13 protein-coding genes and 1 pseudogene are annotated in these 13251 nt (G+C 50.0%); 7 read left to right on the forward strand and 7 right to left on the reverse strand.

Annotated elements, in window-relative coordinates:
- Positions 1 to 114: 114 nt before the first annotated feature.
- A complete protein-coding gene (locus C7434_RS03830) occupies positions 115 to 573 on the forward strand; it encodes a hypothetical protein (RefSeq protein ID WP_033737137.1) in 459 nt (152 codons plus the stop codon).
- Between the two features lie 59 nt (positions 574 to 632).
- Here the strand turns inward: C7434_RS03830 and C7434_RS03835 are convergent, their stop codons facing one another.
- Together C7434_RS03835 and C7434_RS03840 are read right to left on the reverse strand one after the other, a co-directional pair.
- Complete coding sequence (locus tag C7434_RS03835; protein WP_133745147.1) at positions 633 to 815, reverse strand: hypothetical protein; 183 nt, start codon at positions 813 to 815, stop codon at positions 633 to 635.
- A gap of 83 nt (positions 816 to 898) precedes the next feature.
- On the reverse strand, positions 899 to 2818 hold the full coding sequence (locus tag C7434_RS03840; protein ID WP_133745148.1) for a methyl-accepting chemotaxis protein: 1920 nt from the start codon (positions 2816 to 2818) through the stop codon (positions 899 to 901).
- Between the two features lie 1783 nt (positions 2819 to 4601).
- Here C7434_RS03840 and C7434_RS03845 point away from each other — a divergent pair.
- The 4 genes and pseudogenes from C7434_RS03845 (at position 4602) to ycgZ (ending at position 6833) form a co-directional block, all read left to right on the forward strand.
- Positions 4602 to 4769: a general stress protein gene (locus tag C7434_RS03845; protein ID WP_033738455.1), complete on the forward strand. Its 168-nt coding sequence runs from the start codon at positions 4602 to 4604 to the stop codon at positions 4767 to 4769.
- 126 nt (positions 4770 to 4895) lie between these two features.
- Positions 4896 to 5154, forward strand: a pseudogene (locus tag C7434_RS22105) (hypothetical protein).
- A 253-nt stretch (positions 5155 to 5407) separates the two neighbouring features.
- Positions 5408 to 6247, forward strand: a complete 840-nt coding sequence (locus tag C7434_RS03855; protein WP_133745149.1) for an MBL fold metallo-hydrolase — start codon at positions 5408 to 5410, stop codon at positions 6245 to 6247.
- Positions 6248 to 6581: 334 nt separating this feature from the next.
- Positions 6582 to 6833 carry a regulatory protein YcgZ gene (ycgZ, locus tag C7434_RS03860; protein WP_033738451.1) on the forward strand — a complete coding sequence of 84 codons (252 nt, stop codon included), beginning with the start codon at positions 6582 to 6584 and terminating at the stop codon, positions 6831 to 6833.
- A 327-nt stretch (positions 6834 to 7160) separates the two neighbouring features.
- Here ycgZ and C7434_RS03865 read toward each other — a convergent pair whose 3' ends face one another.
- Positions 7161 to 7970, reverse strand: a complete 810-nt coding sequence (locus C7434_RS03865) for a Brp/Blh family beta-carotene 15,15'-dioxygenase (RefSeq protein ID WP_133745150.1) — start codon at positions 7968 to 7970, stop codon at positions 7161 to 7163.
- Positions 7967 to 8680, reverse strand: coding sequence for a bacteriorhodopsin (locus C7434_RS03870; protein WP_133745151.1), 714 nt, complete (start codon positions 8678 to 8680; stop codon positions 7967 to 7969). Before C7434_RS03870 ends, C7434_RS03865 begins: the two co-directional genes overlap by 4 nt.
- Before the next feature lie 912 nt (positions 8681 to 9592).
- Between C7434_RS03870 and C7434_RS03875 the strand changes: the two genes are divergently transcribed.
- Positions 9593 to 10000, forward strand: a complete 408-nt coding sequence (locus tag C7434_RS03875) for a nuclear transport factor 2 family protein (RefSeq protein WP_133745152.1) — start codon at positions 9593 to 9595, stop codon at positions 9998 to 10000.
- A gap of 221 nt (positions 10001 to 10221) precedes the next feature.
- Here the strand turns inward: C7434_RS03875 and C7434_RS03880 are convergent, their stop codons facing one another.
- Together C7434_RS03880 and C7434_RS03885 are read right to left on the reverse strand one after the other, a co-directional pair.
- The gene (locus tag C7434_RS03880) at positions 10222 to 10965 is read right to left on the reverse strand and encodes an SDR family oxidoreductase (RefSeq protein WP_039340887.1); all 744 of its coding nucleotides are present in this window, start codon (positions 10963 to 10965) and stop codon (positions 10222 to 10224) included.
- Between the two features lie 160 nt (positions 10966 to 11125).
- Entirely contained in the window at positions 11126 to 11977 is an 852-nt protein-coding gene (locus tag C7434_RS03885) for a LysR family transcriptional regulator (RefSeq protein ID WP_133745153.1), read from the reverse strand.
- Between the two features lie 174 nt (positions 11978 to 12151).
- Between C7434_RS03885 and C7434_RS03890 the strand changes: the two genes are divergently transcribed.
- Positions 12152 to 12637, forward strand: coding sequence for a hypothetical protein (locus C7434_RS03890; protein WP_226374481.1), 486 nt, complete (start codon positions 12152 to 12154; stop codon positions 12635 to 12637).
- 78 nt (positions 12638 to 12715) lie between these two features.
- Here C7434_RS03890 and C7434_RS03895 read toward each other — a convergent pair whose 3' ends face one another.
- Positions 12716 to 13210, reverse strand: a complete 495-nt coding sequence (locus C7434_RS03895) for a GNAT family N-acetyltransferase (protein ID WP_133745154.1) — start codon at positions 13208 to 13210, stop codon at positions 12716 to 12718.
- Positions 13211 to 13251 lie beyond the last annotated feature (41 nt).

Raw genomic sequence — 13251 nt, forward strand, 5'->3', positions numbered from 1 at the left:
CAGTTGCCTTCAGATGTCATAAACCTGGCATACAGTTATCCAGTTGCGTTAAGACAACGTCAGCACAACGAAACATTACGTCGTAAAACGCGCTCAACCGAGTGATAGTGATATATGGACGATTTAGAATTAACCCTGGCAAAAATGGCACAGCAACTGAATCAGCACGCTTTGCCCTGGATGGTGATCGGGGGAGCGGCCATGGTGCTTTACGGCCTTGAAAAGGGGCCGGTGAACGATATCGATATTGTCCTGCCTTCGCATGCCGCGGCTTTTCTGAGCAAGAAATACGCCTGGCCCAACTATGCTGATGAGACGTCTTTACGGTTCCGCTCCGACTTTTTGCTGCGACCTGAGCCTGGTCCGGTGCCGGTTGAACTCCTCGGTGGCTTCCACATTTTGACAGAACAAGGCTGGACAGCTCTCTCAGTAGGCGAAACCGTTACCGTGAGTATCAAATCGCAGCAGGTGTTTTTACCCGTGAAAGCACAACTTGCGGCCATTCTTCGCCTTTGTGGTCGTGAGAAGGACCTCAAGCGTATGATGCGCCTGAGTGGCACTTACGTTTCGTAAGGTAAGGATGCTTCCTGACTGAAGGGCTTTCACATTTCCTCAGGCACTGAGTGTACAAATCAAATGAACAGTTTTATTGCTTCGATGATTGCGGCTTTACGCTGACTGCCTGTTTCCTGCTGCAGAATGCTGTAGAGCTTATCAATTAACGTTTTCCGCGTGATTGAATCGGCTTCATAAAACAGGGCTTCGGCTGCCTCACCAACGATAATGTGAGCGGTATGCATTTTATTTTCAGTCACGTATCCTCCCGATGCCGTCAGGCGCATCAACCCTTGCTGAGGCGCGTCACACACAGCGCCCCAGCACGGCCTTGCGTTATGCCTTAAAATGTCTCCCAGTTGGCGTCTGAGGTTTTCACTGAAGCCGGAATGTGCCGACTGCGCGCGATCACCGGAGCGCTGGTCACGGTCATTGAAGAGGGCGCCGGTAACCGAAATACGGCCACGGTTTTTTCAAGTTCCAGCGCCTGATCCTCCAGGCTGCTGGCCGCCGCAGATGACTCCTCAACCAGCGCAGCATTCTGTTGCGTCGTGGTATCCATTTCCGTCATCGCCTGCGCTATCTGGGTAATGCCCCGGTTCTGCTCGTCAGACGCGGCAGCGATTTCGCCCATAATATCTCTGACCTGAGTGACGGATTTGACGATATCTCCCATGGTATTACCGGCACGGTTAACCAGTTCGGTACCGTTGTTTACGCGCTCCAGGGATTCGCGAATGAGTGCCTCAATTTCTTTTGCCGCAACAGAACTGCGCTGTGCCAGGCTACGTACTTCACCTGCTACCACAGCAAAGCCGCGTCCCTGTTCGCCTGCCCGTGCCGCCTCGACCGCGGCATTCAACGCCAGAATGTTCGTCTGGAAAGCAATACCGTTAATGACAGTGATGATTTCTCCAATTTTGCCCGAGCTCTGACTTATCCCACCCATCGTGGCGATCACGTCGCTGATAATTTCCCCGCCACGGCTGGCGTTATGTGATGCTTCGGTAGCCAACTGGCTGGCATGATGGGCGTTCTCAGCATTCTGTTTTACGGTTGAGGTCAGCTCTTCCATACTGGCAGCGGTCTCTACAACGGCTGCGGACTGCTGTTCTGTTCGTGAGGAAAGGTCAGTATTACCTGCTGCAATTTCAGAGGAGGCGCGAGCTACGCTGTTCACACCGTCACGGACTTTTGAAATGATAGTGCGCAGACTGTGATTCATGGCACCGACGGCGGTCATCAGTTCGCCCAGTTCATCAGTACGCGAACTGGTTATTTCTGACGTCAGGTCGCCTGCTGAAATGCGTTTTGCTGAAGAAAGCGTCTCTTTCAGGGGAACGGTAATGCTACGGGTCATTCTCCAGGCGACAACAAGGCTAAGAATAATACAGGTAATCGTAGTGAAACCTATCTGCCAGAGGGCGGTATGTATGTACTCTTCAGCCATCTGAGACTGGAAGAAAGCCAAATCTGTCATGGACTGATTGAGTTTGCCTGCGGCGGCCGTCATGTCGTCTGAGGCGTGTTTCTCTGCGTTAACGGCAAGAAGATAGTTGTTCAACAGCACAGGGCCGGCTGTTGTTTTTTGCTCCACTTCGGCTAACAAGGTAGTGAATTCTGAAGCGGACGGACCGGACAGCTGGGTCTTAAGCGATGAGAGGGTATCCCTGATGCCAGCAAATTTATCCAGCGATGACGAATCTGGCGTTTTAATAAATGCCTGCACATAAAACGCGGCCTGTTCGATCTTCAGGCTCAGCGTGAGCAGTTGAGCAGCAGCGTCAGCAGGAACGGACGTCTGTCGGGCAGCCAGTTTTTCTGACAGCGCGGCCAGTTCCAGGCGGTTCAGTTCATTCAAGGAGAGGACGGTTTTGTCTGTACTCGCAAGAAAAGTCTGCCGTTTCTCCCGATACTGATTCAGGGCAACGCTGAGAACAGAAAGCTTTTCACGCCCGGCCGTGGACCAGGAGTAGTGCTCCAGGCTTTGCCGTAAACCCGAAAGCTGGTTCATTGCCTCGCCATTGATTTCGATAAACTTCGTCTCACGAGTATACTGAAAAAGTGTGCGGTTAAGCCGGGCTTTAGCCAGTGAATCCAGCATTTGTACGGTAATGTCACGTTTGGCAGAGTTCTCTTTGATATTTAAAAAACATTTGAGCGCCAGCGAAGAGATAATCAGTGAGGCAAGAATAACTAACAGAAAACCCAGAACCAGTTTCCCGCCTATCTTTAAATTGTAAAAGCTTTTTATAATTTTCATTTAATTAACCCTGTGTTGAACGTTACCCCGAGCCTTAGGTTTTCTCAGGCGGTAATCGTATATCGGCACAAAAGATACATTCCTTATGCTTCTTTTGTTTTTTATCTGCCGTTTTTAACTTTCTATGATTTTGATCAATTTTATTGTTCTTTCTCCACAGGTTGAAAATCATGGCGTTAACTATTGCTCGCGTTACCATCTGTATTCTAACTGTGTTTTTTAAACGAGGCGGGATGTCGCCGGCGGCACGTATTACCTTGACAGGTAAAAAGGGCAGTGTGCTTTATTGATGTCGAAATACAGGCTAAGCCTTTTCACACGAAACAGAGTAAGGAAGGTGTCAGTGGTACAGGGAGAGGCGTAGTAAAGACAGGCTAAGTGTGTGTACGGTTATTTCTGTTAAATAAATTTCAAAAACATCCTGACTCGCTTAATCATTCCCACGTCAGCTCTTTTTAACCAAAGCAATTGCCCGTTTACTTTTCAGGAGCATTTAATATTGCAGTAGACCTGTAAAAAGTCCGGCAGATAATCCTGAGTGGTATTACCGCCTCGTTTGCAACGCTCAGGCATCAGTACAATAATAATTTAACGTGGGTGCCTGCTGGCGCCTACAGCTAAAGTAGCCTGGAACTGTTTAGTTGGTTCACCCCCGCTATTGAGTGGGGGCGTTTTTTTACTTCGGCCCAGGGCTGACGCAGCATCTGTATTATCTTTGCGATGAAGAAGCTGACGCGCAGGATGAATAATATCCGCAGGAATGTCTGATTAAATTCGCTGAAGCAGGAATCTCACAGGGAGGCTTATGATGTTACCTATAAATAAAAATCGCAGTTTTCAACCAGACATGGGCGATTCTTAGTGAAATCACAAGCCAGCCTCAGTGGGCTTAAACCGAAACTGCCGATATGTGGCAATAGCATCGTCTGGGCGTGAGCCCGTGACTCAGACATGGCAGGTTTCGTTTCGGACGGGTAAAGCGTTAACCCCCGATTACGCCTGATACAGGGCGGCCAGCGTCAATCGTTCTGTAAAAGGATGTTAACGTTAGATGCCACTCTCTTTTTGTCGAGCCCCGAACGTCTCTTTAGGATGTGTAGCTGAATGTCTGCCACCGCCACGGCGCTTATCCCTCTCTTCTTAACCCCTCTCCGCCAGTCCTTGCCGGCTAAGAATATCGCATAAGGTTTTTTAAAGTACCAGTGAGAACTATTTTTCATGACCGCTACTTTTATTCGCATCGGATAGCGCTTTAACTTTACCCGGTAATAATTCTTTTATTGAAGACGGTTAATGGGCAAATTTGTACAATAATCCTGATTCCTGTACAAATTAATGGCGGCGGCTTTTGAGAGTAATCTTATAAACGCGTCAAGCATCCGGAAGAAAGCGAAAACCTAACGGTAAAGCACCATAAAACATCGGGCGTGTCATGCGTGTATGACAATGAGCATAAGTGAGATGGAAAAAGGGTTAGCAAATAATTGTCTGGATTTTTTCAGGCGGGAAAATTTCCTTAAGAAATAATTCAGGAAGGTGGGTAATAATCAATGATTCACATCCCGCTGTTCTGTTTGTTTTTTCTTTAACCGTGGGACGAAGTGAGGGTAAGAAACGGAGAGAAAGCGTTAAGCCGGATGCGAGATTTGTATAAGGTTGCCCCGTAAAATCCTCAGAAAGAATTCCTGTCACGCTTGCAGTATTAAAAAAGTTTTATAGCCTTACAATGCCATGCTTAGCATGGAAATGAAGCATGTAACTTTTACTTTTAGGAGGAAATATCATGACTGAACATCGTGGCGGTTCCGGTAATTTCGCTGAAGATAAAGAGAAAGCTTCTGAAGCCGGCAAAAAAGGCGGCCAGCATAGCGGCGGTAACTTCAAGAACGACCGCGAAAAAGCCTCTGAAGCAGGTAAGAAAGGTGGACAAAACAGCCATCGTGGCTCCTGATTCACTTTAATTAAAGGACAGACTGGGGAGCAGGGAGCGCTCCATGAACAACGCCCGTTGAACGCTGCTGTTATTCGTAGTGATCCTTCTTTTATGTTTATCACTGGCCGGAAGGGTGATTAATTTGTGAAAGTAAAAACGTTACTTGATCTGTTTATTCATGACCTCTCTGACGTTTACAGTGCTGAAAAGCAAATTTCGCGTCTTGATCAGATTATTGATGCCCGCGATAAACGTCGCATTGTTCATCTGAAATGCCACGCTCTGGAGGGACTGGTTGCAGACGCGCATTGCGCTTGCCTCTCCACTCGGCCTGAAAGAAGCATCACAACGGCGTGCGGAGAGGCTTGAAGAGGAAAAATCCACCGATGTAAAACTCAGCTGAGCAACACCAACGATAGCCAGGCCGGAGGCGCTTCGTTCCCCATGCACTGCTTATTACTCATGTACGTTCTGAACGCCAGGCATCGTGCATTCCGACGGCTGTCTGCCTGCGCTTCTTTTGTTTCAAACACGTGCGTTATCAGGAACAGCCATGCAGTACAGCCATTCACCTCATGCTCTCAGAGCCTTTAGTCATACAGGTTTTCAGATACCACCTGTCTGAACGTTTACAACATTTTAAAGCTGGGTAAATTATGAAAATTCATCATCTTAATTGTGGATGTATGTGCCCGGTGGGCGGAGCGCTGTTTGATGGTTTCAGTAAAGGCCTTTATGCCCATCTGGTGTGCCATTGCCTGCTGATAGAAACAGATCGACACGGTCTGGTCCTGGTCGATACCGGTTTTGGACGGGATGATATGCGCCACCCAGAAAAACGTCTTTCTGGTTTTTTTCGGTTGCTGAACAATATTCAAAGGCGGGAAGCCCTCACTGCACGCTCCCGCATTGAGGCGCTGGGATTCAATGTTAACGATGTGCGTCACATCGTTCTTACTCATCTTGATTTTGACCATGCCGGGGGGCTCACTGATTTCCCTGGCGCACAGGTACATCTGCTACAAACCGAGATTGATACATCACAACAGCGGCACAGTTGGCTGGCCCGCGAACGCTATCGGCCCGGTCAGTGGACCGGACTTTCTGGCTGGACAGGCTATCAGGTTCAGGGGGAGCAATGGTACGGCTTTGATGCCGTAACCGCACTCAAAGGTCTTCCCGCTGAAATTCTGCTTGTGCCACTGCCCGGCCATACGCAAGGCCATGCCGGTATTGCAGTCAGTCGGTCGGAAGGGTGGTTGCTTCACGGCGGCGACGCCTGGTTCTATCGGGGCGAGATGGCGCTGCAGGAACCTCATTGTACGCCAGGGCTACGTTTCTATCAGTGGATGATGGCCATGGATAACGAAGCCAGAAAGCGTACACAACAGCAGCTTCGTGCGTTGTTGAGGCTGCATCACCAGGATATCACCTTCTTTTGCAGCCATGATGCGAAACAACTCAATGCCCTGAATCCCGGGGCGGAAAAAGAGTGATCATTCCCGATCACCTTAACGTGTTAAGCAGGGCATTTTCGATGTGAAAGAGAAAATGTCGCTGCGATTAGCGTGTCGGTAACATCATTCTTTCTCTCATCTCGCAGAATTCAGAACCAGTTCAGGAATGCTGTGGCGTCGGTGGTGAACCCACCCGGGATCAGGACTGAAAAGCCTGTCAGACTCTCGTGAGATCAGCCAGGATGGAGGCAAAAGCACGTTTTGCAAAAGAAAACGAGCGTTTCCAAAAATACACCTGTACAGCGGACCATCAAGTCTATAACTTTACCCACACGTAATAGTTAACTCATTAAATATTTCCCCAGAGCCGACATTGTATAAAAACTCGCCCAGACCCGACGCCATGAGCGCCATTGCCCGCTATTTTGAAAGCGCGTCACTGCCTACGCAGCAAGAAACGCTGGGCAGCATTGCATCCGAAATACTTCGAGCAGGAAAAAGCCTGAACCGCACGGCTATTTGCAGCAAACTCGTCCGACGCCTGGAGCTGGCAGGAAGTGCAGAAGAAGAACAGCATTACCGTGAACTGCTGGGTCTCTTGTTCGGTCGTAAATCAGGTAACTGATCCGTTACGGTTGCCAGGCCAAACCTGAATATCTGTCCTTGCCTGCTGATTCCTTGTATCACCTTCACTGCCTGTGCCGCTGTAAACCCCTGGCGGCATTGGCGTCATTCTGACTGAAGCGCACCGCTTCACATGCGGCTCTCCCGGAAAGCGAACAGTGATCCTCGCGTGATAGCGGTATTGCGTGCGTGCAGCTATGCAGCGATTTTCAGCGGAGCCTTAAACCGGTTTGCTGGGAAGCCACAGTAACTGTCTTTCGCGGGGGCATCCTGCAAGAGGAGGGACGCTTCTGCGTGTTTCCGGCGGGGGCTGCGCACATTAAGTTCACTATTCATGGCTACCTGGCTCGAAGTAGGGCGTAACCAGCATATGGGGAATAGCGAGCGAAGCGAGCGCAGCAAACAGCGATTTAATGTCTGCGTCACTGGACGGGTACATCATACAGGTTGTCACCGCCGCCAGCAGGATCGCTCCTGCAAACACCGGCCAGGTTGCATAAAGGTAACCTGTGTAATGCGCATAGCCCAGCTGAAGACGGCGTAACCGGGTTTGTGGCAGGGCATGCAGAATCAAAAATCCCATAGAAAAGCCGACAAAAGGCGGAAGGAGCAGCAGCGCCAGCGTCCCGGTCATGAGCCGCACATCGTGACGACTCACGCCGGTAATGAGCAGGCTAATGGCACAAAGTGCGCCGGCAATCGCCATGCATAACGTCACGGAGCCGGGCAGAGTGGGTGCCAGCCCTGCCTGGTGAAGAATGATGTTGTACTCTCGCGGGTGAAAGAGGGCCGGCGTCGCTATCATGCTGACGCCTCTGGCCAGACGTTCGGTTATCGCTCCCTTTGGGGCATCCTCAAGGGCAAAATGCAGCGCAGATGCCAGCAAGAAACCGGGTAATGCCAGTGCCGGTGACCAGTGCCACCAGAACAGGCAAAGCAGAATGATCACGCCATAAGCAGCCAGAAAGGGCACCTTACGTCCGCGTTTTACTACTGCCAGATCGCTGGCACCGTGAGCCATGCCAATAACACCTATTGCGACAATGGCAAAAATCAACTGCACGGGCATCGGACTGAAAGAGGCAGCCAGCGCTGCCCCCCAAAGTCCTGTCCAGCCGGCAATCTGCCGCAGAGTCATACCCGCACAGCACCATCAAAGGTGGTATGGCGCAGCGCTTTTTCAAGACTGGACGCCGCGTAAAAGGCGTAAAACACCTTGGCGATGATATCAAGAACCAGGAATGCCCATACGGACGTAGGATCGGTGATGATTTTTAATCCTTCCGGACCGACAAGGAAAACGATGGGGTAGATGAACCAGACCACCGTCAGCAATGCGACGTTTTTGTTGTAAGCCTCTGCCATCGCCCTGCCGCGCTCAGCGGCAATCGTGCGTAACGGTCCCCAAAGAAGGTAAACCACGCCAAGAAACGCAGCACATGACCAGAGATACCAGACCCATTTAGCGGCGAACGTTTCCGCCAGCGAAGAGACCAGACCGGTGATAATCATCATCACATCCAGAATGATGATGGCTGTTAAAAACCCGCCCATTTCACCCGGTTTACTCTGCTCATGAAAGGCAACCATAACAAGCCCTGCCAGTAAAACAGGCGTGGTGACAGACCAGTCAGCATAGCGGGCGAGATAAACGATGCTGCCACTCTCTGTGGCCAGATTTCCGAAACCAAAGGCCATGGCCAGATAAGCGGTGGCGGCAATAAAAGGCACTGAGGCATGCATTAACGTGTGATGTCGAAAGGGAAAGGTTTTTTTGCCTGTGGCATAAATTACCAGTGACGCAATTGCCATGACCGAAAACCCGATCAAAAATGCGGTTTGATCCATAATACTGTCTCCTTGCACAGACGCCTTTACAGAACAGTTTGTGCTGCCATAAATTGAAATGAGTCGTTATATTCCGAATGAGAATATGTCTGAAGTATATGGCAACCTGTTCAAAGCGCGAGTGACTGAAGCGTATTTCAAAAACGGCTGGAGAAACAGGTTGAATAAATGCTTTTATATTCGGCACTGGCCAGGCGAGAAATGTAAAGAGCTGTTTCACCGGTTTTCACTTTTAACAGTTTGCGTCCATCAATAAAAGATTGCCAGGGGTTTTTTGCCTTTATTATTAATGGTTTATTTTTAAATGGTGATTTTGTGGAAAAGGAGAATAAATAACCCGAAAGGAACAGAATTATATTTTTCACTAGAGAAAATAGAATGGTGTACTAAGCGCGGGATAAGATTTTCAGAGGGCGTTAACCTGCCGCTATTAAAGAGCTTCTCGTATAATCACTGTTAGTGACTATATGGCTGACGCAATCCCCTTTCTCTGTGACGGAATACGCTGGCATTACATTGCTGTTAAGTCAGTCAGCTCACTATTACAATAAGCTGCATTTCATCTCAGAGAGAGCGGTAAAAGCGATTATGCGGCGTTACCCTGTGGAGAGATTATCCAGAATAACTCGCCCGGCATGACTAAATGTTTTTTCAGAACAAAGCGAACAGGTCTTGAAAGCGGTTCGTCTTCATTTTGCCTGAATAAAACCGCGTTAATGATCGCGACATTATCTCAAGTGACGAGGTAAAGGGGAAACCGCCCGCGTTATGCAACATGCTCTTCGAAACACGATCACGTCAGTGACCCGAGTTTTGATCTGGAGCATTCAACCGCATCTGCAGATAAGCCGCTTTCCGCAATACTAAATTAATCTTGAGGGCCTGGGCTTCAGTTAACGGGAGTGACACTTTATGACGACGCCAACACCTCAGGCTGTAGTCGAAACCTTCTTTCATCGTATCGCCACCTCCGAGGCGGTGAGCGAGATCGCTGAACTGGTCAGTGAAAAGGTGGACTGGCTTATCGCCGGTAATACACAAGTGGTTCCCTGGATTGGGCGTAAAAAAGGCAGAGCAGGTGTGGCCGAATTCTATGCGCAAATCCGGGAGCAGACGACGTCAGAAAAGTTCGACATCAACGACATTCTTATCAACGGCAACCACGTCGTCGCCACGGGCGAGCTTGCCACGCGCGTTAAAAAAACCGGTAAGTTAATTGAGACCGAATTTGTACTTGATATGTACATCGAACAGGGGCTCATTACGCGTTTCCGTATGTTTGAGGACAGCTACGCCGTGTCGGAAGCCTGTCGTGAGTGAGAAGCCTCATCCGGTACGAGGAGAGAGAGGCGGCACGACCAGCAGGCGCAATACAGGTGAGACCGGACGCAAAAGCGCCCCGCAGCATTCGCGGGGCTTCTTCCTTTACGGTGACGGATGCGCATCTTTCATGGGCCCACGGCTTCCGTCAGGGAAGCAATGGAGAAGATGGCATGTTTCTTGTGCCCCTGCCGACATTCCAGCTTGTCTCAGGGCAATGATCAAAAGTCTATTGCGGTGGGACGTATAACGATTTCGTTGATGTCGATGGCTTCTGGCTGGCTGATTGCAAACGCGATGGTTTCAGCCAGTTTTTCTGCCGGGATAGCCGTTTCGTGTATCTTTCTGACCTGCTCTGCTACGGCAGCATCTGTCACGCTTCCCGGTAAATCCGTATCAACCGGTCCGGGCGAAATAATCGTGCTGCGAATATTGTATGGCGTCATTTCCATACGCAGGCCCTCTGATATAGCCCGTACCGCAAATTTAGTCGCTGAATAAACAGCCGTGGTAGGGCGAACACGCAGGCCAGCTACAGAAGACACGTTAATGATATGGCCGCTTTTCTGGTCTTTCATAAAGGGCAGGGCTGCGGCAATGCCATACAGCGTGCCTTTAAGATTGATATCAATAGCCTTTTCCCAGTCCTCTACCCGCAACTGGTCCAGTCGTGAATTAGGCATAATACCCGCGTTGTTAATCAGCACATCAATCCTGCCGAACGTGTTTACAGCTGTCTTAATCAGTTTTTCGGCATCCTGACGGTTTGACACGTCCATCTGCACGACTTCTGCTTTTCCGCCCGCCCGTGTCAGTTCATCCGCCAGAGCAGTCAGCTTTTCAAGACGACGGGCACCCAGCACGACACTCGCGCCTGCGGCGCTTAAAAGCCGGGCAGTGGCTTCACCAATACCACTGCTGGCACCGGTGATAACAATGACTTTTCCACTCATATTACTGTTCATAGAAGATTACCTTTACTGGGTTACCGGAAATGACGAGAGAACCTGAACGGGTCGGGTAATAAACACCGGGTTTATTACCCGTCTTCAGAGTCAGGGAGAGTATAGGAGGCTGCAACGCTGTGTGATATTCCAGATTATCACCTGCTCAGTATGCAAAAATTCACAAGCTACATGCAGGCTCAAGGCAGCCTTTAAGGAAGTCCAGGACAGTACTGATGCGTCTCGCATACCGGACATCTTCATGAACGCTCAACCAGATGTCCTGAATGAGAACCGGGCCGTCGGGATCTGTCGGCACAAGGTGATATTCCTTCGCCAGGTATTCGGGTAACAGCGCTATACCGGCATGGCCAGCCGCCGTAATAGCCTGTATACGTAAATCATTACTGAAGAACACAACTTTCAGCCCCGCGCACTGCGCTTTAAGCCAGGCCTGCTGTGGCGTCTCTGTCACGTCCTCATCGTAAGCGATGACGCTCCGTTCTCCCGGTGTGGCGAGATATTCTGCACTGCCGTAAAGCCTGAACTTAACCTGGCCAACGCGCTGCGTACGAACGGCAGACTCAACGGGACGGACCATACTGATGGTTATGTCTGCCTCACGACGGGTAAGTGAAAGACGTTCTTTGGTCACCAGGAGACTCAGGCGAAGATCCGGGTGATCCTGACGGAGACTTCCAACGTAAGGGGCTATAAAAGCACCAATGAAAGCCGGAGGAGCAGCAACCACTACGTCACCTTCTGCAACATCCTGTTCAGCACTGGAGTAACGTTCCAGTGAGTAGGCTGCCGCATTCATCTGTTCTCCGTAACGTGCTATCTGATGCCCGTCTTCCGTCAGAACATAGGCCCGCGGCCGACGGTCAACCAGCCTGAGATTAACCGACGCTTCAAGTGAGGCTATCCTTCGGGCAATGGTTGCATGATCGACGCCCAGTTTTTTTGCCGCAGAGGCAAGTGAGCCAGTCTGGGCAAAGGTTGAAAAATAGCGCAGATCTTCCCAGTCAAACATAAGGCCTCTCAATACCGGTGAATCAAACTAAGGGTAAAAAGCGATAACTTGCGGCATGCCTTTGCTGCAAGGCAAGACATCGTAACGGTGCATCAGACGGCTCCTGCACCTGAAAGGTAGCCGGAAAAAGCGTAAAAAACAGCGCTGTTAAACGGTTTTTTTGCCTCTGGTCAGGTGAACGATTGTCTGTGGGACGACAACCTCGCTCCGCGCGAAGCCATTGAACTGGCGTTGCGCCGTTCGGTAACTATGCAGACAGAGCAGGGGCACCCAAGCGGTTGCCTTATCGCGTTATCCGTCAATACCTGTTCGCCCGGGCATGAGCATATCCGTAAGCTTCTTGAAGCACGCCGCAACCGTATCCGCGAAGGGTTCCTGAAATGCGTTCTCAAAGCAACAGGCTCGGGCGAACTGGCTGCAGACACGAATGCACAGGCACTGGCCAGGTATCTGCACAGCGTTGAAACAGGTCTGTCAACCGAAGCGCGTGATGGTGCAACAGGCGAGGAACTGAATGCCGCGGTAACCTTCGCGATGAAGGCCTGGGACGCCAGTCGTTTGCAGCATGTTAATGAGCGAGGGCGAGAGGTTGTTTTAGTCTGCTTTTGGTACAGCGCGGACATCTGCATCCTTCATCGACTGCTATGCGCGGAAATGTGACGTTCGCAGTTGCTCTTTCAGGTGACAGTGAGCGTTGTTCAATTGATGGCAAGTGTATCAACTAAGGGAGCGATCTGGTTATGCTGTATCGCTTAATGCCAGCTGGCTCAGGCTCGCCCCATGCAGATAGTAATTTACGATCTTGTCATTTATTCTGCCGCCCAGAGACTGATAAAAACGGTTAGCGTCAGAATTAGATTTCTCAGCGTTCCAGCTGAGGCTATGGCATTCGTGTTTAAGCGCAAGCATGGCTATAAAGCGCATCATCGATTTACCGATACCTTTACTTCGAGCGTCCCTGGAAACATAGAGCTCTTTGATGTGCAACTGACTGCTGTATCGGGGAGAAGGGAAAAGCAGGCTGCAACAGGCCAGTCCAGTAATGCTATTGTCGCTGTGAGCCTTGATTACCATGGTTCCGGAAAGCGGGTTAAACAAAAAATTACGGAGATAATCCTTCATCAGCGATTCATGAATTGTTCCCTTGCCATAATAATGTTCTTCCATTTCAGTAAAAATGGTTACCCTGGATTCCCATTCCTCAGGTGGACATAATGCTACCTTTCCTTCCATGTTTATTCCCTTTCGTTAATTCAGTATCGTGGTCGCCAGGG

This window comes from Pantoea sp. PNA 14-12 (assembly GCF_004364735.1).
In the GTDB taxonomy this organism is placed as follows: Bacteria; Pseudomonadota; Gammaproteobacteria; order Enterobacterales; family Enterobacteriaceae; genus Pantoea; species Pantoea stewartii.

Excerpts from the sequence above, each read along its gene's own strand:
- C7434_RS03830 (WP_033737137.1), top strand. The coding sequence starts at position 115 with ATGGACGATTTAGAATTAACCCTGGCAAAAATGGCACAGCAACTGAAT.
- C7434_RS03840 (WP_133745148.1), bottom strand. The coding sequence starts at position 2,818 with ATGAAAATTATAAAAAGCTTTTACAATTTAAAGATAGGCGGGAAACTG.
- C7434_RS03845 (WP_033738455.1), top strand. The coding sequence starts at position 4,602 with ATGACTGAACATCGTGGCGGTTCCGGTAATTTCGCTGAAGATAAAGAG.
- C7434_RS03855 (WP_133745149.1), top strand. The coding sequence starts at position 5,408 with ATGAAAATTCATCATCTTAATTGTGGATGTATGTGCCCGGTGGGCGGA.
- C7434_RS03865 (WP_133745150.1), bottom strand. The coding sequence starts at position 7,970 with ATGACTCTGCGGCAGATTGCCGGCTGGACAGGACTTTGGGGGGCAGCG.
- C7434_RS03870 (WP_133745151.1), bottom strand. The coding sequence starts at position 8,680 with ATGGATCAAACCGCATTTTTGATCGGGTTTTCGGTCATGGCAATTGCG.
- C7434_RS03875 (WP_133745152.1), top strand. The coding sequence starts at position 9,593 with ATGACGACGCCAACACCTCAGGCTGTAGTCGAAACCTTCTTTCATCGT.
- C7434_RS03880 (WP_039340887.1), bottom strand. The coding sequence starts at position 10,965 with ATGAACAGTAATATGAGTGGAAAAGTCATTGTTATCACCGGTGCCAGC.
- C7434_RS03885 (WP_133745153.1), bottom strand. The coding sequence starts at position 11,977 with ATGTTTGACTGGGAAGATCTGCGCTATTTTTCAACCTTTGCCCAGACT.
- C7434_RS03895 (WP_133745154.1), bottom strand. The coding sequence starts at position 13,210 with ATGGAAGGAAAGGTAGCATTATGTCCACCTGAGGAATGGGAATCCAGG.